Below are 21,443 nucleotides of genomic sequence, written 5' to 3'. Positions count from 1 at the left end.
TCAGCTCGCGGTCCGGCGCATCAGCAGGTCGCGCAGTTCGCGTGCGTGACGGCGGCTGACCTGCAGTTCGACCGAGTCGACCAGGACGCTGACGGTACCCGCGTCCAGGCGGAGTTCGCTGATGTGGCCGAGGGCGACGAGATGGCGGCGGTGGATGCGGACGAAGCCGCGCGAGCGCCAGCGTTCCTCAAGAGTGGAGAGCGGGATGCGGACGAGGTGGCTGCCCTGGGCGGTGTGCAGCCGCGCGTAGTCCCCGTGGGCCTCGACGTGGGTGATGTCCTCCACGGCGACGAAGCGGGTGACTCCCCCGAGCTCGACGGATATGTGGTCCGGGTCGGGTTCGTGCACGGGTATCAGCGGGGCCGCGTCCATCTGCTCGACGGCCCGGCGGACGGCCTCGGCCAGGCGTTCCCGGCGTACGGGCTTCAGGACGTAGTCGACGGCCTTGAGGTCGAAGGCCTGCACGGCGAAGCCCTCGTGGGCGGTGACGAAGACGACGAGCGGCGGTTTGGCGAACCCGGCGAGCAGCCGTGCCATGTCGAGCCCGTCGAGGCCCGGCATGTGGATGTCGAGGAAGACGACGTCGATGCCCGCGTCGCCGCCGGGGCCGCTCTCCAGGGCCCGGTTGATCCGGCGCAGGGCGGCCGTGGCATCGCTCGCGCCCTCGACGCTGCTCACCCGTGGATCGGCGTCCAGCAGATAGAGCAGCTCTTCGAGGGAGGGCGGTTCGTCGTCGACGGCGAGGGCGCGCAGCATGAACCCGGAGTGTAGGAGCAATTCGCACGCCTGCACATGCGGCGGGCCAGGTCGTCGCCGCTGGATACAGTGCCCGCATGACACCCACGTCCGCCCCCTTCGACGATCTCGACCGCAAGATCGTCACGGCTCTGATGGCGAACGCCCGCACGAGCTTCGCCGAGATCGGAGCCGCGGTCGGCCTTTCGTCCACCGCGGTCAAGCGTCGGGTCGACCGGATGCGCGAGACCGGCGTGATCACCGGGTTCTCGGCGACGGTGGAGCCGGCCGCGCTGGGCTGGCGTACGGAGGCGTACGTGGAGGTGTACTGCGAGGGCGCAGCCCCGCCGCGGCGGCTCGCGGAGGTGATGCGCAACCATCCCGAGATCACCGCGGCCATGACGGTGACCGGCGGCGCGGACGCGCTGCTGCATGTGCGGGCCCGGGACGTGGAGCACTTCGAGGAGGTGCTGGAGCGGATCCGGGTGGAGCCGTTCATCCGCAAGACGATCAGCTACATGGTGCTGTCGCATCTGCTGCCGGAGAGCCCCGAGGCGGGGGCGAGCCAGCCCGCTCCGGAACCGGAGGCGTAGGCGTTTCCCGGCCCGGACAGCGGGAGTGGGCCCCCTCCGGACCGCCAACGCAGCAATCGTGCGCCGACCGGTCCGAACACGCAGCATCCCTGCGGTGACGCGCAATCACCGATTCTTGTCGGGACCGGCCTCCGCTTCCTACCGTTGAGGTATCCCACCCAACACCGCAGGAAAGCGGAGGAACCCCTCTGTGCCCATGAGCCGTGTGCCGCGATCGAGGCGCTTCCTTGTCTGCGAACCCAGACACTTCGCCGTGCAGTACGCCATCAATCCCTGGATGCATGAGGACACACAGGTCGACGTCGATCTGGCCCGCGGACAGTGGGCGGAGCTGATGCGCGCCTACCGCGCCCACGGCCACACCGTCGACAGCGTGGAACCGGTCGCCGGTCTGCCGGACATGGTCTTCGCCGCGAACTCGGCGCTGGTCGTGGCCGGCCGGGTCTTCGGCTCGCTCTTCCACGCACCGCAGCGCCGCCCGGAGTCGACCGCGTACGAGACGTGGTTCAAGAACGCGGGCTTCGACGTCTACCGCCCCGAGGCGGTGTGCGAGGGCGAGGGCGATCTGGTCTTCGCCGGCCGCCATCTCCTGGCCGGCACCGGATTCCGTACGGAACGGGCCGCCCACCACGAGGTGCAGGAGTTCTTCGGCGTCCCGACGGTCAGCCTCACGCTGGTGGACCCGCGCTTCTACCACCTGGACACCGCGCTGTTCGTGCTCGACGACGGCCCCGAGGCGAACATCGCGTACTACCCGGAGGCCTTCTCCGCGGGCAGCCGTGAGGTGCTCCGGCTGCTGTTCCCGGACGCGGTGATCGCCACGCACGAGGACGCGATGGCGTTCGGGCTGAACTCCGTCTCGGACGGCCGTCACGTCTTCATCGCGCCGCGCGCCGAGGCGCTCGCGGGCGAGCTCGCCGGCCACGGCTACGTTCCCGTCCCCGTCGACCTGTCGGAGTTCCAGAAGGCAGGCGGGGGCATCAAGTGCTGCACCCAGGAGATCCGCTCATGACCGTCGCTGCCAGCCGCTCCCTGCGTTCGTCCGCCGAGCTGATCCGCGCCGAGGAGCCCGTCCTCGCGCACAACTACCACCCGCTGCCCGTGGTCGTCGCGCGCGCCGAGGGCTCCTGGGTCGAGGACGTCGAGGGCCGCCGCTACCTCGACATGCTGGCCGGCTACTCGGCCCTCAACTTCGGGCACCGCCACCCGGCACTGATCGAGGCGGCCCACCGGCAGCTCGACCAGCTGACGCTGACCTCGCGCGCGTTCCACAACGACCGGCTGGCCCAGTTCGCGGAGTCCCTGGCCGAGTTGACGGGCCTGGACATGGTGCTGCCGATGAACACGGGCGCCGAGGCCGTGGAGAGCGCCATCAAGGTGGCCCGCAAGTGGGCGTACGAGGTGAAGGGTGTCGCGCCGGACCGGGCGACCATCGTCGTGGCCGCGGACAACTTCCACGGCCGTACGACGACCATCGTCAGCTTCTCCACCGACGAGACGGCCCGTGCGGGCTTCGGTCCCTTCACGCCGGGCTTCCGCGTGGTCCCGTACAACGACCTCGCCGCGCTCGAAGCGGCGATCGACGAGACGACCGCGGCCGTCCTGATCGAGCCGATCCAGGGCGAGGCGGGTGTCGTCATCCCCGACGACGGCTATCTGCGCGGCGTCCGCGAACTGACGCGGCGCACCGGCTGCCTGTTCGTCGCGGACGAGATCCAGTCGGGCCTCGGCCGTACGGGGCACACGCTCGCCGTCGAGCACGAGGACGTCGTCCCGGACGTGCTGCTGCTCGGCAAGGCGCTCGGCGGCGGCATCGTGCCGGTCTCCGCGGTGGTCGCCCGGCGCGATGTCCTCCAGGTGCTGCGCCCCGGCGAACACGGGTCGACGTTCGGCGGCAACCCGTTGTCCGCGGCGGTCGGCTCGGCCGTCGTGGAGCTGCTGGAGACCGGCGAATACCAGCGCAGGGCCGCGGAGCTGGGCATCGTACTGAGGGGCGGCCTGACCGCCCTCGTCGGCAAGGGCGTCCAGGGCTTCCGGGCACGCGGCCTGTGGGCGGGCGTCGACATCGACCCCGCCATCGGCACCGGCCGCGAGATCAGCGAACGCCTCATGCGAGAGGGGGTCCTCGTGAAGGACACCCACGGCTCGACGATCCGCCTCGCTCCACCGCTGACGATCACGGGGGAGGAACTCCGAACGGCCCTGGGTTCCCTGGAAAAGGTCCTGACGGAAGGCTCCTGACAACCCGGGGCTCAGGGAACTACGCGACAGCCCCCACCGGCCCGCGGTCGACAGACCGGCCGGTGGGGGGCGGGGCCCGAGAAATGCCTCCGCGGGCCGGCGCGGGTCTCCGCACCGGCCCGCGGCCTCCGCCACCACCCGGTTCGAGGTACGGCGGCTCAGGGGAGGAGCCGGTCGAACCGGAACGGTGCGAGGGCTTCGGGCCGCTGCCCCGTGCGGATGTACGAGGCGAGCCGGTGCCCCGTGACCGGCCCGAGCGTGACCCCGAGCATCCCGTGCCCGGTGGCCGCGAAGGCGTTCTCGTGGCCCGGCACACGGTCGATCACCGGAAGCCCGTCGGGCAGGAAGGGCCGCCCCCCGACCCAGGGATCCCGGATCAGGCTGACCAGATCGTCCGGATCGTCGAACCAGCGCCCGAGGTAGTGGCGGCTCGCGAGCGCGACGGCCACGATGCGACGCCAGTCGAGGCGGTTGTTGTTCCCGCTCAGCTCCATCGTGCCGCCGATCCGCGTGGTGCCCCCGATCGGTGAGGCGACGGCCCTGCGCTCGCCGAAGTACAGCGTGTGCCGGGGCGCCGGATCCAGGTCCACCGAGAAGCTGTAGCCCTTGCCCGCCTGGAGGGGCAGCGGACTGCCCAGGTCACGCAGCAGGCCCGGCGAGCGCATCCCGGCCGCGACGACGACGGCCGAGCAGGGGATCTCGCCCTGGGCGGTGCGCAGCGCGGTGACCCGGCCACCGGCGGACCGGAACCCAGTCGCCTCCGCGTTCTCGTGGACTTTCACGCCCAGCGCCGCCAGTGCCTCCCCGAGCGCACGGGCGAACGCCTCGGGGTCGACCACGCCCTCCCCCTCGACGAGATAGGCCGCCCGCACCCGGGACGACAGCGCGTCGTCCAGCAGCCGCGCCTCGCGCCCCGTGGTCACCTCGTCGGGCATCGGATAGCGGCCGTCGGCCATCTCCCGCTGGACCGCGAGATGGTGCCGGGCCTCGGTCGCCGACAGGAACGCGTGCACCATGCCGGGCCGCGTCAGCGTCGTGTCGACCCCGGCCTCGCGCAGGCCGTCGAAGAGCTCGAAGGTGTCCTGGTTGAGCTCGGCGATCGCCGCGTAACCGCGCCGGAAGGCGGCCGGTGTGCTGCTGCGCCAGAACCGCCACAGCCACCGTACGAACGCCGGGTCCGGCAGGGGCCGCAGATAGAGCGGCGAGTCGGGCCGGCCCAGCGAACGCAACGCGTAACGCACGACCCCCGGGGCGGGCACCGGCGTCGAGTGGCTCAGGCAGACCCATCCGGCGTTGCCCCGGGACACCCCGGAGCCGAGGCCGCGCCGCTCGACGACCTCCACGGGGACACCGGACACGGCCAGGTAGTACGCCGTGCACAGCCCGACGACGCCGCCTCCGACGACCACGACGGGGTGGTCGCCGGCCGGTCCCGTCCTACCGGCCGCGGTGGACGCAGCGGTCATGACGCGGTTCCGTACGAGGCGAGGAACTCGCGGGTACGGGCCTGGGCGGGGCTGTCGAGGACGTCCTCGGGCCTGCCCTCCTCCACGATCCGGCCTCCGTCGACGAAGACGACGTGGTCGGCCACCTCGCGGGCGAAGGGCAGTTCGTGGGTGACCAGCAGCATGGTCATCCCGTCCGCGGCGAGTTCGCGCATCACGCTCAGGACCTCCCGGGTGGCCTCCGGGTCCAGGGAGGAGGTGGGTTCGTCGAAGAGGAGCACCTCGGGCTTGAGCGCGAGGGCGCGGGCGATGGCGACGCGCTGCTGCTCGCCGCCTGAGAGCTGGTCGGGATGGGCGAGGGCGCGGTGGGCGACCTTGACCCGGCGCAGCAGGGCAACGGCCCGTTCCAGCGCCTCCTGTTCGGGGATGCCCGCCTTGCGCTGGGCCAGGACGACGTTCTCGACGGCCGTGAGGTGCGGGAACAGATGGAACCGCTGGAAGACCATGCCGACGGTGCGGCGCAGCCGGGCCAGGTCGCGGCAGACCGTACGGCCGCCTTCGTGGACGACCTCTCCGGCGACCTCGACCGTGCCCTTGTCGGGCCGTTCGAGGAGGTTGACGCAGCGCATCAGGGTCGTCTTGCCGCCGCCGCTCTGGCCGATGACACTCACGATGCGGCCGCGGCCGACCTCCAGGTGGACGTCGTCGAGCACGAGGCGGCCGTCGAAGGACTTGCTCAGCCCGTCGATCCGTACGACCGCCTCGGGAGCCGGAGACACCGCCGCGCTCTCGGTGGCCTTGGTGGGCTTCGTGGTCTCGGTGGTATCGGTGGTCTTCGTGGTGGTGACGGGGTCGGTCATACCGTCGCCTCCTTCCGGTCGGCGTCCACGACGAGGTCGCTCGCGAGCAGGGCGCGGGCCGCCCGCATCCGGCGCCGGCGCCACGGGGACAGCGGGACGCCCGCCCGTACCTTCCGCTCCAGCAGCAGGAGGAGCTGGGAGAGCGGGTAGCAGAGGGCGAAGTAGATGGCCGAGATGACCAGGTAGACCTCCAGTGCCCGGAAGGTGGCGGACGTGATGAGCCGGCCCTCGGACATCAGCTCGGCGGCGGAGACGGTGACGAGCAGCGAGGTGGACTTCAGCAGGTCGACCAGCATGGTGTTGGTGCCGGGCAGCGCCTGGCGGAGGGCCTGTGGCAGGACGATGTGGCTGAAGATGCCGGTCCTGCCGAGGCCGAGCGCCTCGCCCGCCTCGGTCTGTCCGGCGTGTACGCCGCTGATCGCGGAGCGGAAGATCTCGGACAGGTAGGCGGCGTAGAAGACGACGAGGCTCAGACAGCCGGCCGTGAAGACGTCCAGCCGGAGCCCGGCCGAGGCCAGGCCGAAGTAGGTCAGGAAGATGATGGCCAGCAGCGGGACGTTCTTGAAGACCTCGGTGTAGACGGCGGCGACGGCCCGGGCGGGCCACGCCTTGCTCAGCCGCAGCAGTGCCACCGCGAGACCGAGGGCGACCGCGCCGACGAAGCTCACCGCCGTGTAGGAGACGGTGCGCCAGAGCGCGTCGAGGAGGTCGGGCCGGTACTCGGACCAGGGGACCTGGAAGAGACCGGAGGCGATGTCGTTCATGGCTGCTCCTCCCCTCACTGCGCGATGGACGGGGGCGTCCAGTCCTGGGGCCGGTCCACTCCCCGGCGCGCGGTGGCGACGTCGGCGGAGGGCTTGAGGAACTGCTCGGGGTCGCCGCCGTACTTCTTGACGAGCTTCTCCAGCTCGCCGTTCTTGTACATGGCGTCGATCTGCGCGGAGATCGCCTTTTCCAGCTTGGTGGCCTTCTTGGGCAGGTAGAAGCCGGTCTGGTACGGCTGGAAGTACTCGTAGGCCGGCTTCGCCTTGACCTGTGCGGCGGTCGGCGGCGTCATGTACTGGGTGTCGATCTTCAGGTCCGGGCGTTCCTTCTGCGCCGCGATGATGATCAGCGGGTCGAGGAAGCCGACGTCCACGCGGCCCGCGCCGAGGTCGTCGAACACGCCGTTGGCGTCGGGGTAGGCGTGCAGCTTGGCATCGGGGACGGCCTGGATGGACTTGACCCAGACGTACCCCTCGACCGTCCCGAGCTGCAGGCCCTTCAGATCGTCGACCGTCTTGTACGTCTTGCCGGACCGTACGGCCATCGCCGGGGGCGAGTAGTACGGCGGGTCGGTGAACAGGCCCTGTTTCTGCCGGTCGGCGGACCAGGCGACGCCGCCGATGGTGATGTCCACGCGGCGGGACTGCACCCCGGCGAGCATGCCCGCGAAGTCCGTCACCTGGGGCTTGACCTCAAGGCCGAGCTTCTTGGCCGCGTAGGCGAGGATGTCGCCGTCCAGGCCGACGATCTTGTCGCCCTGGACGCTGGTGTAGGGCGCGTACGGCTGGACGGCCACCTTGATCACGCCTGGCGTGATCGTGCCGAGCGCGGCGGTCTTCGCGGACACGTTCTTCGGTTCGTCGTCGCCGTCCGAACCACAGCCGGCGACCGCCGGTATCAGGAGAATCGCTGACAAAGCAGCGACGAGTGAGCGCACACGGATCATCGGCTTGGGCCTTCCGTAACGGCACGGGTATCGGCAGTGAAGGGGCCCGCCGTTCACCGCGCTGTGCCCCCGGCGGGGATGTGATGGGCTCATACGCTAGGGACAGGCCGGTCGTGCGTCACCGTTCACTTCGTACGAACTTGCGGCCGAAATCGCGCGGTCTGCTGTACGGTGCGTCCACTTCGACACCTCGGATCCATCGCCGATCCACCCCAGGTCCGTCCGAGGTCCGCCCCAGGTCCGCCCCCGGTCAGTCCCCTCGACGGGAGGAACGCCCGTGCTGAGTCCGTCACTCGCCCAGGAGATCGCCGGGGACACCTCCGCGGTCATCGGCTTCAACGTGCTGATCACCGACGCGGACGGGATGGTCATCGGCAGCGGTGACACCCACCGGGTCGGCACGTTCCACGAGGCGTCCGTCGAGGTGATCCGTACACAGGAACCGGCCACGCACAACGCGTCGCAGGCCCATCGGCTCCAGGGCGTACGCCCGGGTGTCACGCTGCCGCTGGTCACCGACGGGCAGGCGGTGGGGACGGTCGGGATCACCGGTACGCCCGCCCAGGTGCGCCGCTTCGGACTGCTGGTGAAGCGCCAGACGGAGATCCTGCTGCGGGAGTCGGTGATGCTGCGCTCGCGGCTGCTCGCCGAGCGGGCGGCGGAGAAGCTGCTGGCCGACCTCGCCTCGTACGACCCGCAGGTGGTGGAGGGCGACTTCCTCGTCTTCCGGGCCGCCGAGCTGGGCTTCGACCTGCGGCTGCGGCGGGTCGCGGTGGCCTTCGAGGTGACCGTCCCGGAGACGGGCGGCCGTCGGCACGGCACGCCGACCCGGGACATGGCGCTGGTCCGCTCGGAACTGCTCCGCACGGTCCGCGAGGTGTTCGCCGACCCTCAGGACATCATCGCCACGACGGCTCCCGGCTGGATCGGCGTACTGCACCGGCTCCGGCCCGACCATCCGGAGGCCGCACTGTCCGTCGACTGCAGGCGTGTCACCGACCTGATCGCCGCGCAGGGCGGCCTCACCGCCCGCGCGGGGATCGGCGAGGCCGCCGCCTCGGTCGGCGCGCTGCACGACTCGTACCAGGACGCGTGCGACGCGCTGCGCCTCGGCGCCCGGCTGGCGGGCCGTGTCCCCGTCCACCTGATCACCGATCTGCGGGTCCACCAGGTCCTGGCGGCGGTCGGCCAGCCCGCGCGCAACCGCCTGCTCGACCTGACCGCCACCGACCTGCGCGCCCAGCCGGACTGGCCGGTGCTCCGCGACACGATCACCGCCTGGTGCGAGAACGGCTTCAACCTCGTGAAGGCGTCCGCGGCCCTGCACGTCCACCGCAACACCGTGGTCTACCGCATGAACAAGATCGAGCAGATCACCGGCCGGCCCCTGCGGGAGCACCGGACCACCATGGCGCTGTATCTCGCCTGCCTGGCCGACCAGTTGGGCAGCGGCGACGCGTCTGGATCGAGCCAGGTGCTGCCCTGACGGGTGGTCCGGAGGAGGAGAGCGGGGCAGCATGAGTACGTTCGGGGGCGGTTACGGAGATCCGCCCCTGCACATACACTGGCGTCCCGCAGCACACCTGTTGACCAGCCAGAACGCGGCGGTTGAGCCGATCCTGTGAAGCGAGGAGCGACCCCTTGTTCTATTACGTTCTCAAGTACGTGATTCTGGGACCGCTGTTGCGGCTGGTCTTCCGCCCCCGGATCGAGGGTCTGGAGCACGTACCGGCGACGGGTGCGGCCATCGTCGCGGGCAATCACCTGTCGTTCTCGGACCACTTCCTGATGCCCGCGATCCTCAAGCGGCGCATCACGTTCCTCGCCAAGGCCGAGTACTTCACGGGCCCGGGCGTCAAAGGCCGGCTGACGGCGAGCTTCTTCCGCAGCGCCGGGCAGATCCCGGTGGACCGCTCCGGCAAGGACGCGGGCCAGGCGGCCATCCGCGAGGGCCTCGGCGTACTGAGCAAGGACGAGCTGCTCGGCATCTACCCGGAGGGCACCCGCTCGCACGACGGCCGCCTCTACAAGGGCAAGGTCGGCGTCGCGGTGATGGCACTCAGAGCCGGGGTCCCGGTCATCCCGTGCGCGATGATCGGCACCTTCGAGGCCCAGCCCCCGGGCCGGAAGATCCCCAAGATCCACCCGGTGTCTATCCGCTTCGGCAAGCCCCTCGAATTCTCCCGCTACGCCGGCATGGAGAACGAGAAGGCGATCCTGCGCGCCATCACCGACGAGATCATGTACGCGATCCTCACCCTCTCCGAGCAGGAGTACGTCGACCGGTACGCGGCCGTCGTCAAGGCGGAGGAGGCCGCCGAGAAGGCGGCGCAGGCGAAGCGCAAGTTCCCCCGTATGCCGCTGAGGTGACCGTCGCCGGGCCGATGTCCGCCGAACGGAAACGATCTGCCCACAGCCAATTCCCTGGGATCCCGGCGGCGGGAGCCCTACGGTCGCCCCATGGGACGAGCTGTGGTGATCGGAGCGACGGGACAGATCGGGCGGGTGGCCGTGGAGGCGCTCGCCACGGACGGCTGGGAGGTGACGGCCGTCTCGCGGGGCGGCGGACGGGACGAGTCCTGGCCCGACGGGGTACGGACGGCACGGGCGGACCGCGCGGACGACCTGGCCCTGGCCGACGCGGTCGGCGACGGCTGCGACGTACTGGTGGACATGGTGGCCTACGGGCCGGAGCACGCACGGCAGTTGACGAAGCTGGCCGGCCGCGTCGGATCGGCCGTGGTGATCTCCAGCGTGTCGGTGTACGAGGACGACAAGGGCCGCAACTTCGATACGCAGGAGCAGCCCGACGGGTTCCCGGAGTATCCGGTGCCCGTGTCGGAGGACCAGCGGACCATCGCGCCCGGCGAGACCTCGTACAGCACCCGCAAGGCCGGTCTGGAGCGTGAACTCCTCGCCGCGGCCGACGAGTTGCCCACCACGCTGCTGCGCGCGGGCGCGATCCACGGGCCGCACTGCCGCACCCCGCGCGAGCTGTACTTCGTCAAGCGCAACCTGGACGGCAGGCGGCGACGCGTACTCGCGTACCGCGGGGAGAGCCGGTTCCATCCGGCGAGCGTCCACAACATCGCGGAGCTGGTCCGGCTGGCCGCGCGGAGGCCCGGCGCCCGGGTGCTGAACGCCGTCGATCCCGAGGCGCCCACGGTGGCGGAGATCGCCGTCGCCGTCGACGCGGTGATGGGTGTCGAGACCGAGAGCGTCCTGGTCGACGGACCCGCGCCCGCCGAGACCGTGGGCGACACTCCGTGGTCCGTTCCGCACCCGGTGGTCTGCGACATGGCCGCCGCCGAACGGGAGTTGGGGTACCGGGCGGTGGCGCGGTACGCCCGGACGCTGCCGGACACGGTCGCCTGGATCGAGCGTCAATTGGCGGGCCGGGACTGGCGGGAGGCGTACCCGAAGATGTTCCAGAACTACGGCGACCTCTTCGACTACGCGGCGGAGGACGCCTGGCTGCGGACATGAACGAGGGGCGGCCGGAATCCCGGCCGCCCCTCATCCGCGTACTGCTGCTACTGCTGCCGTCGCTACGGCTTGGGCGTGGCGTGCGGGGTGCACGTCACGTCGGCCGAGCCGACCTTGCCGGTGAGCAGGTAGGTGTCCACCCGGTCGTTGATGCAGGGGTTGGTCAGACCGGTCACCCCGTGCGAGCCCGCGTCCTTCTCGGTGATCAGGCGGGAGCCCTTGAACCGCTTGTGCAGTTCGACGCCACCCTCGTACGGAGTGGCGGCGTCACGCGTGGCCTGGACGATCAGGACGGGCGGCAGACCCTTGCCGGACTTCACGTTGACCGGGGTCTGCTGCTTGGCGGGCCAGGTCGCGCACGGCAGGTTCAGCCAGGCGTTGGCCCACGTCATGAACGGGTAGTTCTTGTGCAGCTTCGTGTTGTCGCGGTCCCACTTCTTCCAGCTGGTGGGCCACTTGGCGTCGGTGCACTCGACGGCCGTGTAGACGGCGTTGCCGTTCTCCGAGGCGATGTTGCCCGCGGTGTCCGACGGGTCGGGGGCCGCGGCGTCGACGAGTGCCTGGGTGTCACCGGCGACGTACTTGCTGAACACGGTCGCGACCGGCACCCACGACGAGTCGTAGTACGGGGCGCTCTGGAAGAAGCCGATGAGCTCGGCCGGGCCGACGACGCCACCGATGGGGTTCTTCTTGGCGGTGGCACGCAGCTTCAGCCACTGCGCCTGGACCTTGGCCCGGGTGTCGCCGAGGTGGAAGGCCGCGTCGTTCTTGGCGACCCAGTCCTGCCAGTCCTTCCAGCGCATCTCGAAGGCGACGTCCTGGTCGAGGTTGGCCTCGTACCAGATCTTCTCGCGCGACGGGTTGACCACGCTGTCCGCGATCATGCGGCGGACGTGGGTCGGGTACATCGTGCCGTACACGGCGGCGATGTACGTGCCGTACGAGACGCCCAGGAAGTTGAGCTTCTTCTCGCCGAGCGCCGCCCGGATGACGTCCAGGTCGCGGACGGTGTTGGGGGTCGTCATCTGCGGCAGCATGTCGCCGCTGCGCTCGGCGCAGCCGTCCGCGTACTCGGCGGCGAGCTTGCGCTGGGCGCGCTTGTCGGCCTCGGAGTCCGGCACCGGGTCCATCTTCGGCGCCTTGACGAACTCCTGCGGGTCGATGCAGGAGATGGGCGCCGAGTGGCCGACACCGCGGGGGTCGAAGCCCACGAAGTCGTATGCCTTCGACGCCTTCACCCACAGCGGGTTCTTGTTGGTGACCCGGGTCGGGAAGCGCAGGCCCGAGCCGCCGGGGCCGCCCGGGTTGTAGACGAGTGCGCCCTGGCGCTCCGCCTTGGTCCCCGTGTTGCCGATGCGGTCCACGGCGAGCTTGATCTTCTTGCCGTTGGGCTTCGCGTAGTCGAGCGGGACGGTGACCCAGCCGCACTGGATGGGCTTCGCGATCCCCCAGTCGGCCGGACAGTCCGTCCAGTCGATGCCTGCCTTGGCCGCGCGAGCGGCGGCGATCTCGGCGCCGCGCGTCTGGCTGTCCTGGCCGTGGCGGCTCTCCGCGCTGGCCGTCGGGGCCGCGACGGCGCCGGCTATCAGCGTCGCTGTGACGAGCGCTCCGGCCGAGCCGAACGCCGTCGCCCTTCTCAAACCCCTCAAGTGAGTCCTCCCCCTACTGTCTACTGTCGTTGTGGTCAGTAGGGGGATCCTTCCGGCTGTGAGGTCCCTGAGAACAGGGGTGAAGTGGCTTCTTTGCCAATCCGATAACCGGAACATCACTGCCCGTTGAGCGGTGCGGATTGTTTCAGGCGAGTGCGCCGAGCGCCTCGTCGAGCATGTGCCGCAGACGCAGTGCGTCGGGCGCGAGCGCGGTCACGAGAGCTCCGGGACCGGCGAGCGGAGTGAGCACCGCGTACTCCCCCAGCAACCGCGCCTCGACCGGCTGCCGCCCGAACTCCGGCCGTACGACGATGAGTTGCCCGAGCGCGCGATGCCCGGCGAGCACGGCTGGGCCGTCCCATCCACCCGGCGCCCCGGGCCCGCAGGAGAGCTCCTGGTCGAGCAGCGGACGCCCGTCGAGCCGGACGGTGAGCCGACTGGAAAGCCGCCCGGGCTCCTCGTTGGCCCGCCCGAGCACCTGCTCCTCGCGCAGCACCAGCCGCGCGCCGGCGGCAAGGTCCACACCGGTGCTCACGCGCAGTTCGCTGCCGTTGGCGGAGATCAACTGCTCGGGCAGCCAGCGCAGTTCACCACCGTCGGCCACCGTGAGGCGTACTTCGTAGCGCGCCTCTCCCTTGGCCTGCCCCGGCAGCGCGATGGTGGCGGCGGCCGACCCGACGTGCAGCCGCGCACCCTCACCGACCTCCGCCTCGACCGTGAAGTGGTCACCGCCCAGGGGCCCGCTCATCGCACCGACCAGCATGACCCGCGCCTCGGAACCACTGGCCCGCGTACGCCGCAGGGCGAGCGGCCCCTGCCCCTCCAGCGTGGGCAGGGCGGTACCGCCCCGCCCGTCGACCCGCGCCCCGATCCGCGCGAGAGCACGCACCCCGGACACGCCTGCGTCTCCGGGGGTCATGCCGTCCACGCGGCGAGCTGCACCCGCACCCACGCGGCGACGTCCTTCACCCCGTCCTCGGCCCGCAACGACTGGAACACCACCGGCAGTTCGGCCCGCTGCGCCTTGGCGTCGGCGGCCATCCGCCCGAGGTCGGAACCGACGTACGGAGCGAGATCGGTCTTGTTGACCACGAGCAGGTCGGCGGTGGTGACCCCAGGGCCACCCTTACGCGGAATGTCGTCCCCGCCCGCGACATCGATGACAAAAATCTGAGCGTCGACAAGCCCTTTGCTGAAGGTCGCGGTGAGGTTGTCGCCCCCCGACTCGACAAGAACAAGATCCAGGGGCCCGACCTCGTCCTCCAGATCCTCCACGGCTTCGAGGTTCGCGGAGATGTCGTCCCGGATCGCCGTGTGCGGACAGGCCCCGGTCTCCACGGCCGTGATCCGCTCGGGCGGCAACACGGCCTCCCTCAACAGGAACTCGGCGTCCTCACGCGTATAGATGTCATTGGTGACAACGGCCAACGCCAGCTCATCCCGCAGAACCCGACAGAGCGCGGCCACGGTAGCGGTCTTCCCGGACCCGACGGGCCCCCCGAGCCCGATCCGCAGGGCCCGCCGCCGCCCGTCGGGCCGGTGGGCGTCGGCGCTTGCGGCCGGGGGGCCGTCATGGGTGTGAAGGTGATCGAGGTGCATGGTGGCGGCTCCATTTCTGTGACTGGGGGAACTCTCTGAGCCCGGGCCGACAATTTCAGCCCGTCCGGCGTTTGAGGACGAGGCCGTTCAGGCCGATAGCGGGGGCCTGGGGGCGCAGCCCCCAGAAAGGGATGGGAATGGGTAGGGGCGGCGGGGGCGAAAGAAGCCCCTAGGAGGCAAACAACCGCACAGCCCAAGCAGCATGCACCTCCGCACTGATCTCCAACACCGGCGCGGAAGCCGCAGGCAACACCCCGACCCCACCCCCCAAGGCCTCCCGCGCCGCCGCACTCGCCTGCCCCGCCACCAGATCAAGTTCAGGAGCCAACCGAGCCAACACCCCGGTCGCATCGAACGGATCAAGACTCAGCAACCGCACCGTCGCACTCGCCGGCCCACTGACACTCTCGTACACAGCGCAGTACGCGGCATCCTCCGCCCCGAGCCCCGCGGCCCGGGCAGCCAGCCCGAGAACGACCGGCTGATGGGCGCCCTTGGGGAACTCCCGTGCCAGCGCGTCGAGTTCGGCGGACGGCCACGTCGCCCGAGCGGCCCGCATCAACTGCCGCCCGAGCTTCCGGGCGGCGACCCGCAGGGCGAGGGACGGCGTACGCGCGTCGGCGGCACCGTCCAGTTCCACCGGATCGATCCCGAGGGCGGCGGCCGCGGCGAGCGAGGCCGACACCAGCCCCGCCGTGTGCAACCGCCCCCGGCAGAACTCCTCCAGACTCGCCGCACCAGTGATCCGCCCGGCCTTGACCGCCGCCTCGGCCCCACCGGAGTGGGCATGCCCCCCGGCGGGAAACCGACCGTCGGCCAGCACAAGCAACGCAGCACGCGACATGACGAGCCTCAGAACGCAGAGTCGGAGTCGAGACCGGAAGGCCAGAGGGTCAGGGGGTCAGAGGGTCAGAGGGTCAGAACAAGAAATACCGTTGAGCCATGGGCAGTTCGGCAGCCGGTGTTGCCTCCACCAGCTCCCCGTCGATCGTGACGGCGAAGCTGTCGGGATCGACGTGAACCCGCGGCCGCGCGTCGTTCTCCCGCATGTCCGCCTTGGTCACCCCACGCGTCGACTCGATCGGCACGAACCGCTTGCCGAGCCCGAGCCGCTCCGGCAGCCCGTCCTCGATCGCGATCGGCGCCACGAAGTTGAACGAGTTGGAGGCGGGCGCCCGCCCGATCGCCCCGAACATCGGCCGGGGCAGAATCGGCTGCGGCGTGGGAATGGACGCGTTGGCGTCGCCCATCTGCGCGTACGCGATCTGCCCGCCCTTGACGACGAGATGCGGCTTGACGCCGAAGAACGCGGGCTCCCACAGCACGAGGTCGGCGAGCTTCCCGGTCTCGACGGAGCCGACCTCACGGGCGAGCCCCTGGGCGAGGGCCGGGTTGATCGTGTACTTGGCGACATAGCGACGTACACGACGGTTGTCCGCGCTGCCGTCCCCGGGCAGCGCGCCCCGCCGCCGCTTCATGACGTGGGCCGTCTGCCAGGTCCGCATGATGACCTCGCCCACGCGCCCCATGGCCTGCGCGTCGGAGGAGATGATCGAGATCGCGCCGAGGTCGTGCAGGATGTCCTCGGCCCCGATGGTGGTGGGCCGGATCCGGGACTCGGCGAAGGCGAGGTCCTCGGGCACGGCCGCGTTGAGGTGGTGGCAGACCATCAGCATGTCGAGGTGTTCCTCGGCGGTGTTGACGGTGTAGGGCCGGGTCGGATTGGTCGAGCTGGGCAGCACATGCCCCTCGGAGACCACGCTCATGATGTCGGGCGCGTGCCCGCCGCCCGCACCTTCCGTGTGGTACGCGTGGATCGTGCGGCCGGCGATCGCGGCGAGCGTGTCGGCCACGAACCCGGCCTCGTTGAGGGTGTCCGTGTGGATGGCGATCTGCGCGCCGGTCCGGTCCGCCACCGTGAGCGCCGCGTCGATGACGGCGGGCGTGGACCCCCAGTCCTCGTGCAGCTTGAGGCCGAGCGCCCCGCCGCGCAGCTGGGAGAGCATCGCCTCCTGGGAGACGGTGTTGCCCTTGCCGAGGAGCCCGAAGTTGAGCGGGTACTCCTCCATCGCCTCCAGCATCCGGGCCAGGTGCCAGGGACCGGGCGTGACGGTGGTCGCCTTGGACCCCTCGGCCGGACCGGTGCCGCCGCCGATGAGCGTCGTGATCCCGGAGGCCAGCGCCTCGTCGGCGATCTGCGGACAGATCAGGTGCACATGGGCGTCGATCGCCCCAGCGGTCAGGATCCGCCCGTTCCCCGCGATGATCTCGGTCTCCGGGCCGATCACCAGGTCCGGGTGCACCCCGTCCATGGTGTCCGGGTTGCCCGCCTTGCCGATGCCGGTGATCCGGCCGTCGCGGATGCCGACGTCGGCCTTGATGATCCCCCAGTGGTCGATGATCACCGCACCCGTGATGACGGTGTCCGGGGTGCCGTCTGCGCGCGTAGCACGCGACTGGCCCATGGACTCGCGGATGACCTTGCCACCGCCGAACACGGCCTCGTCACCGGCACGTCCGGGACCGCCGGAACGATCCTCCTCGATCTCGATCAGCAGATCGGTGTCGGCGAGCCGGATACGGTCACCGACCGTCGGACCGAACAGATCGGCGTACGCGGCACGCGAGATCTCAGGCATCGAGAGCACCTCCGGTCTCGCCGCGCAGGCCGGGCACGACACGGGCGCCGGTGAGCGGAACGAGTTCGACTTCGACGGGGATCCCGGGCTCGAAACGCACGGCCGTGCCGGCGGCGACATTGAGCCGCTTGCCGCGTGCGGCGGCACGGTCGAATTCAAGACCGGGGTTGGCCTCGGCGAAGTGGTAGTGGGAGCCGACTTGGACGGGCCGGTCGGCGGCGTTGAGGACGGTGAGCCGGGTGACCTCAAGGCCTTCGTTGAAGGCGACGGGTCCGTCGGCGAACAGGATCTCTCCGGGAATCATGGCTGCCGCTCCCCCGTCAGACGATCGGGTCGTGGACGGTGACGAGCTTGGTGCCGTCCGGGAAGGTGGCCTCCACCTGGACGTCGTGGATCATCTCGGGGATGCCCTCCATGACGTCCTCGCGCGCGAGGATCTTGCGCCCGGAGGCCATCAGCTCGGCCACGGTGCGTCCGTCCCGGGCCCCTTCGAGGATGTGCGAGGTGATCAGGGCGACGGCCTCGGGGTGGTTGAGCTTCAGCCCCCTGGCCCGGCGCTTCTCGGCCACATCGGCGGCCACATGGATGAGCAGCCTCTCCTGCTCGTGCGGCGTCAGTTGCACGGCGTCCACCTCACAGTCCTCGCTCCGGACCGTGCGGGGTCCGGCTGCCGCAGCCACCACGAAGGATTCGGATGCAGTACGCGACTGCGGTACGCGGCCGGAATGCGCGACTCTGCGCGTCCCGGGCTGCGAAAACCCCTGGTGACATGGTGGTGCAGGCTAGTTGCGCGGGATTTCAGGGACGTTAACCGCCGCGCGGAAATTCGCACGAGGATTACAAGGAATACGAGGATTACGGAGAACGAGCCGACCGGCCGAACGAAACGTCGGCCGGCGCCGCCCGCTCGGACCGTTCGGCGTCAGCGCGGCGGCTCCATACTCATCAGCCCCCGCAGACCGTCCTGGATCACTTCGACGGGCGCCGAGCCGAAGAGCGCCTGCTGGGCGGCGAACCCCTGCGCGGTGGCGATCATGGTCCTGGCGACGTGGTCGGCGGGAATGTCCGCCCGCATCACGCCAGCCTCCTGATAGCCCTCGACGACCTTCACCCAGGCCGCGCGCACGGTGGCGAAGCCCTCACGCAGCACCCGCGACAGCTCGCTGTCACGGAGCGTCTCCGTCCAGACCTGGATCATCAACCGGGGGAAGGAGTCCTCCCCGTCCCACGTCAGCCCGTGCCTCGCCCCACCCCCGAGGCCGAGCACCTGGGTCATGACCCGGCCCACGAGTACGTCGGGCGGCGGGAGCGGAGTCTGCCGCGCGGCCTCTTCGAAGGCTCCGCGAATATCTCCGAGGACCTCGGTGACGATGGCCGCGATCAGCTCGTCCTTGCCGCTGAAGTAGCGGTAGACCGCGCCCGCCGAGAGGTCCACCTCCTTCAGCACGTCCTGCATCGACGTGGCATGGAACCCGTTACGGGCGAAGCAGCGGGCCGCGCCGTCGAGGATCTGACGGCGACGGGCGTCGAGGTGTGCCTGGGATACGCGGGCCATGACCGAAATCTAAAACGAACATTCCTTCTTGACAAGTGGAGACGTCGGCAGGACAGTGGCGGAACAAGAAAAACGAACGATCCTTCTTTTTAGCCGGGACTGCTCGCCACACCCGCACCCCACCCCCCTCCTCCGAGCCGAATCAAGGGAAGAGACCATGTCCGCCACCTCCGCCACGCACACCGGGACCGCGTCACGACGCTCACCGCAGTCGTCACAGTCGCCGCGGCAGGCCCCGCCATCGCAAGGCCGCCGCGTCATCGCTGTCGTCGTACTGGTGCCCGTACTGGTGGCCCTCGCCCTGTGGGCCTTCGCCTGGCCCGCGGCCCGTACCGCGCCGCGCGATCTGCCGCTCGGCGTGGCGGGCCCGGCAGGCGCGGTCACCCAGGTGCAGAAGCAGCTCGAAGAGCACGAGGGTGCCTTCGAGATCCACCGCTACGCCGACGAGGCCGCCGCCCGGGACGCCATCGAGGACCGGACCGTATACGGCGCGGTCGTCGTCACCGCCCAGGGGCCGAAGCTGCTGACCGCCTCGGCCGCGAGCCCGCTCGTGGCCCAGTTGCTCCAGCAGTCCGTGTCCCAGCAGGCGGGCGGCGCCCAGGTGCGGACCGTCGACGTCGTACCGGCCGCCGAGAACGACCCGCGCGGCTCGGCCCTGACGTCGAGCGTGCTGCCGCTGACGCTGGCGGGCATCGCCGCGGGAGCCGTCGTGACCCTGCTCGGGCTGCGCGGGCGGCGCGCGATCGCCGCCCTGATCGGCGCGTCCGCGCTCGTGGGCCTGGTGGCGGCCGCACTCGCCGGCAGCTGGCTCGGCGCGCTCACCGGGAACTGGTGGGCCCAGGCGGCCGCCCTGGGCCTGGCCACACTGGCGGTCGGCGCCGCCGTCGCGGGTCTCGCGGCCCTGCTGGGCACTCCGGGCATCGGACTGGGCGCCTTCGTCGTGATGATGCTCGGCAACCCGTTCTCCGGCGCGGCCACGGCACCCGAGATGCTGCCCGATCCGGTCGGGGCGATCGGCCAGTGGCTCCCACCCGGCGCCGGCGTCTCCCTGCTCCGCTCGATCTCGTTCTTCGACGGAGCCGCCGCCTCCGGCCCGGCCCTCACCTTGGCCTGGTGGGCCGCACTGGGACTCGGCGCGGTCCTCCTCGGCAGCGCGCTCAAACGCCGCAAGGAAACCACGGCACCGACAGCGACCGAGCGCGAGCCCGCCCTGACGAACTGACCCCCGCAGAACCGACCGTGCACCCCTGAAGCAGCGGACAGGGGTGCACGGTCTTACGCGTTTACCTGCTCAGCCTTGCGAGCACGGCTCAGCCCAACCCACCCAGGGGCGCGGGGAACCGCGCAGTCCCCCCACTCATCCGCACCCGGCAGAGATCCGCGACCACCCACCCCCCAACCCGCCTAGGACGCCCCCGGCCCCCGATGCTCCGCCGCGATCCCGAACCGCTGCCGTTCGCGAGGAGCGGAACCCACCTCGCGGACACTCGACACCGCACTGATCACCGGCTCCTCCGCCCCCGCATCGATCGCCGCGTCGAGTTTCTCAAGTCGCTCCAGGTCAGCCGCGGACACGAGAGCGACAAGCGGCTTCCCGTGCCGCGTCACGACGACGCGCTCACCGCCGTACACCACCCGGTTGATCAGGTCGGCGAGCTCAGCCCTGGCTTGCGTCACCGGAATCTCGTAGGCCATGCTCCCTAGCTTACGGGGCATCCGTGGAGTCCATCAGTTCCACTGGGCGCAAGGAAAGACCAGGTCAGACGCCTCTCGGCGGCCGCCTCTCATACAGTCCGTGAGAAATGCGTGAGAGGCGGCAGCCGTCTGTCAGCCCTACTCCTCCGCGTCGGCCGGGCATCGCGTCTTGCCGTCGACGACTGCGTCTTACCCTTGCCTGTGAGGAGGGTGGGCACCACGAGTGGCGGGCCGCCGAGGGCCTCCAGCAGGCGCTCCAGATAGCGGTACGTCGCCCCGGCGTACGGCACCGCGACGACGGCGACGTCCGGCGCAGGCCCCGCAGCTCACGCTCGATCAGATTGGCGGTGCCGATGTCGAGTACGTTCAGCCCGCTGTCGGTGGTCACCTGGTACGCCAGCGTCCCGCCCTCCAGGAGGTCGGAGACGGTGTACACCCGCCGGGGCGGGGCCACCAGGCTCCCGGGGGCGAAGTACCGGTACCGGCGGACAGGCTGTGCGGGCTCGGCAGCACCCGGACCGTGAAGCCGCCGAAGTTCATGTACTCACCGCCGCGTGCCCAGACGACCCGGTCGGCGGGGGCTCCTATGGCGGAGAGCAGATGGGCATGGGTCTGCGTGGCCACCGCGCGGGCCCGGGGAAACCGCTCCAGCACGTGGGGGACGTCGCCCATGTGGTCGTAGTGGCCGTGGGTGACCAGGACCAGGTCGGCGGCGCGCAGGTGCCGGCAGATCGCCGCGCGGTCCACGGACAGCGGTGTCGCGGCATCGAACCGACCGTCCGGGCCGGTGGTGGAGAAGCGTGTCAGCCAGGGGTCGATGAGCACGGTCCGGCCGTCGAAGGTCAGCTCCCAGGCGTTGGTCCCGAACCAGCGCAGGGCCGCCCCGGCTCCCCGGCGGGCCACGCCCGGTGCGATGGCGGCGGACGGCACCCCGGCCACGACCGGCGCCGCAGCCGCCGTCCTGGCCGCTGTCGTGGCCGCTGTCGTGGCCGCTGTCCTGCCCGCTGTCGTGCCGCGGACCAGGGCGCGTCTGCTCGTAACCGTGCTCGTAACGGCACTGCGCGTACGGGCGGCGGGGACCGCCGACCGGGTGTGCTGGCTGGGCATCGGAGCTGACCTCGGTTCTCGGCGGTGATCGACACGAAGCGCGACCCGTCTTTCACCATCCGTCACGATGCCTGCGACGCATCGCGGTGTGTCGCAAAGGGCACAGCCGTTTCCCGCCAATGCCGGTC

The 21,443-nt window shown here is 70.6% G+C and carries 22 protein-coding genes; 7 read left to right on the top strand and 15 right to left on the bottom strand.

The window, feature by feature from the left end; all coding sequences use genetic code 11:
- Complete coding sequence (locus ACH4YP_RS22195) at nt 1-756, bottom strand: LytTR family DNA-binding domain-containing protein (RefSeq protein ID WP_361056587.1); 756 nt, start codon at nt 754-756, stop codon at nt 1-3.
- Nucleotides 757-833: 77 nt separating this feature from the next.
- Here ACH4YP_RS22195 and ACH4YP_RS22190 point away from each other — a divergent pair, with 77 nt between their 5' ends.
- The 3 genes from ACH4YP_RS22190 (at nt 834) to rocD (ending at nt 3,569) form a co-directional block, all read left to right on the top strand.
- Nucleotides 834-1,328, top strand: a complete 495-nt coding sequence (locus ACH4YP_RS22190) for an Lrp/AsnC family transcriptional regulator (protein ID WP_398491970.1) — start codon at nt 834-836, stop codon at nt 1,326-1,328.
- 190 nt (nt 1,329-1,518) lie between these two features.
- The gene (gene ddaH, locus ACH4YP_RS22185; protein ID WP_361056581.1) at nt 1,519-2,340 is read left to right on the top strand and encodes a dimethylargininase; all 822 of its coding nucleotides are present in this window, start codon (nt 1,519-1,521) and stop codon (nt 2,338-2,340) included.
- Nucleotides 2,337-3,569, top strand: coding sequence for an ornithine--oxo-acid transaminase (gene rocD / locus ACH4YP_RS22180; protein ID WP_398491968.1), 1,233 nt, complete (start codon nt 2,337-2,339; stop codon nt 3,567-3,569). Before ddaH ends, rocD begins: the two co-directional genes overlap by 4 nt.
- Before the next feature lie 158 nt (nt 3,570-3,727).
- On the opposite strand, the gene ACH4YP_RS22175 is transcribed toward rocD, so the two are convergent.
- Genes ACH4YP_RS22175 through ACH4YP_RS22160 form a run of 4 tightly spaced genes read right to left on the bottom strand, consistent with a single transcriptional unit; the run spans nt 3,728 to nt 7,555 of the window.
- The gene (locus ACH4YP_RS22175) at nt 3,728-5,035 is read right to left on the bottom strand and encodes an FAD-dependent oxidoreductase (RefSeq protein WP_361065806.1); all 1,308 of its coding nucleotides are present in this window, start codon (nt 5,033-5,035) and stop codon (nt 3,728-3,730) included.
- Complete coding sequence (locus ACH4YP_RS22170) at nt 5,032-5,874, bottom strand: amino acid ABC transporter ATP-binding protein (protein ID WP_398491965.1); 843 nt, start codon at nt 5,872-5,874, stop codon at nt 5,032-5,034. Before ACH4YP_RS22170 ends, ACH4YP_RS22175 begins: the two co-directional genes overlap by 4 nt.
- Nucleotides 5,871-6,638, bottom strand: coding sequence for an amino acid ABC transporter permease (locus ACH4YP_RS22165; RefSeq protein WP_269650940.1), 768 nt, complete (start codon nt 6,636-6,638; stop codon nt 5,871-5,873). The genes ACH4YP_RS22170 and ACH4YP_RS22165 overlap by 4 nt, the downstream gene beginning before the upstream one ends.
- A gap of 14 nt (nt 6,639-6,652) precedes the next feature.
- A complete protein-coding gene (locus tag ACH4YP_RS22160) occupies nt 6,653-7,555 on the bottom strand; it encodes a transporter substrate-binding domain-containing protein (protein WP_361065812.1) in 903 nt (300 codons plus the stop codon).
- Between the two features lie 307 nt (nt 7,556-7,862).
- Between ACH4YP_RS22160 and ACH4YP_RS22155 the strand changes: the two genes are divergently transcribed.
- The 3 genes from ACH4YP_RS22155 to ACH4YP_RS22145 all read left to right on the top strand — a co-directional run bounded on the left by ACH4YP_RS22155 (nt 7,863) and on the right by ACH4YP_RS22145 (nt 11,071).
- Nucleotides 7,863-9,071 (top strand): CdaR family transcriptional regulator, encoded by a 1,209-nt coding sequence (locus ACH4YP_RS22155; protein ID WP_398491963.1) that lies wholly within the window; start codon nt 7,863-7,865, stop codon nt 9,069-9,071.
- A gap of 155 nt (nt 9,072-9,226) precedes the next feature.
- A complete protein-coding gene (locus ACH4YP_RS22150; protein WP_361065817.1) occupies nt 9,227-9,955 on the top strand; it encodes a lysophospholipid acyltransferase family protein in 729 nt (242 codons plus the stop codon).
- 90 nt (nt 9,956-10,045) lie between these two features.
- Entirely contained in the window at nt 10,046-11,071 is a 1,026-nt protein-coding gene (locus ACH4YP_RS22145) for an NAD-dependent epimerase/dehydratase family protein (RefSeq protein WP_398491960.1), read from the top strand.
- A 62-nt stretch (nt 11,072-11,133) separates the two neighbouring features.
- Here ACH4YP_RS22145 and ACH4YP_RS22140 read toward each other — a convergent pair whose 3' ends face one another.
- The 8 genes from ACH4YP_RS22140 to ACH4YP_RS22105 form a co-directional block, all read right to left on the bottom strand.
- Nucleotides 11,134-12,720 (bottom strand): alpha/beta hydrolase, encoded by a 1,587-nt coding sequence (locus ACH4YP_RS22140; protein ID WP_361065820.1) that lies wholly within the window; start codon nt 12,718-12,720, stop codon nt 11,134-11,136.
- 145 nt (nt 12,721-12,865) lie between these two features.
- Nucleotides 12,866-13,639, bottom strand: a complete 774-nt coding sequence (locus ACH4YP_RS22135) for an urease accessory protein UreD (RefSeq protein WP_361065823.1) — start codon at nt 13,637-13,639, stop codon at nt 12,866-12,868.
- The gene (gene ureG / locus ACH4YP_RS22130; protein ID WP_398491957.1) at nt 13,636-14,319 is read right to left on the bottom strand and encodes an urease accessory protein UreG; all 684 of its coding nucleotides are present in this window, start codon (nt 14,317-14,319) and stop codon (nt 13,636-13,638) included. The genes ACH4YP_RS22135 and ureG overlap by 4 nt, the downstream gene beginning before the upstream one ends.
- Nucleotides 14,320-14,488: 169 nt before the next feature.
- Nucleotides 14,489-15,163 carry an urease accessory protein UreF gene (locus tag ACH4YP_RS22125; protein ID WP_398491956.1) on the bottom strand — a complete coding sequence of 225 codons (675 nt, stop codon included), beginning with the start codon at nt 15,161-15,163 and terminating at the stop codon, nt 14,489-14,491.
- A 73-nt stretch (nt 15,164-15,236) separates the two neighbouring features.
- On the bottom strand, nt 15,237-16,958 hold the full coding sequence (locus tag ACH4YP_RS22120; RefSeq protein WP_361065831.1) for an urease subunit alpha: 1,722 nt from the start codon (nt 16,956-16,958) through the stop codon (nt 15,237-15,239).
- Nucleotides 16,951-17,262, bottom strand: a complete 312-nt coding sequence (locus ACH4YP_RS22115) for an urease subunit beta (RefSeq protein ID WP_361065834.1) — start codon at nt 17,260-17,262, stop codon at nt 16,951-16,953. Before ACH4YP_RS22115 ends, ACH4YP_RS22120 begins: the two co-directional genes overlap by 8 nt.
- Nucleotides 17,263-17,278: 16 nt before the next feature.
- The gene (locus ACH4YP_RS22110; RefSeq protein ID WP_361065896.1) at nt 17,279-17,581 is read right to left on the bottom strand and encodes an urease subunit gamma; all 303 of its coding nucleotides are present in this window, start codon (nt 17,579-17,581) and stop codon (nt 17,279-17,281) included.
- 299 nt (nt 17,582-17,880) lie between these two features.
- Nucleotides 17,881-18,513 (bottom strand): TetR/AcrR family transcriptional regulator, encoded by a 633-nt coding sequence (locus tag ACH4YP_RS22105; RefSeq protein ID WP_361065837.1) that lies wholly within the window; start codon nt 18,511-18,513, stop codon nt 17,881-17,883.
- 157 nt (nt 18,514-18,670) lie between these two features.
- On the opposite strand from ACH4YP_RS22105, the gene ACH4YP_RS22100 reads away from it, so the two are divergent.
- Nucleotides 18,671-19,735, top strand: coding sequence for an ABC transporter permease (locus ACH4YP_RS22100; RefSeq protein WP_361065839.1), 1,065 nt, complete (start codon nt 18,671-18,673; stop codon nt 19,733-19,735).
- A 182-nt stretch (nt 19,736-19,917) separates the two neighbouring features.
- On the opposite strand, the gene ACH4YP_RS22095 is transcribed toward ACH4YP_RS22100, so the two are convergent.
- Together ACH4YP_RS22095 and ACH4YP_RS22090 are read right to left on the bottom strand one after the other, a co-directional pair.
- Nucleotides 19,918-20,208, bottom strand: a complete 291-nt coding sequence (locus tag ACH4YP_RS22095; RefSeq protein WP_361065842.1) for a type II toxin-antitoxin system Phd/YefM family antitoxin — start codon at nt 20,206-20,208, stop codon at nt 19,918-19,920.
- A 384-nt stretch (nt 20,209-20,592) separates the two neighbouring features.
- Nucleotides 20,593-21,315, bottom strand: a complete 723-nt coding sequence (locus ACH4YP_RS22090) for an MBL fold metallo-hydrolase (RefSeq protein WP_398491952.1) — start codon at nt 21,313-21,315, stop codon at nt 20,593-20,595.
- Between the last annotated feature and the right edge of the window lie 128 nt (nt 21,316-21,443).

Source organism: Streptomyces sp. NPDC020747, assembly GCF_044334695.1.
In the GTDB taxonomy this organism is placed as follows: Bacteria; Actinomycetota; Actinomycetes; order Streptomycetales; family Streptomycetaceae; genus Streptomyces.
Note: the sequence above shows the minus strand (reverse complement) of the source record. Positions and strands in the feature narration are given on the sequence as shown.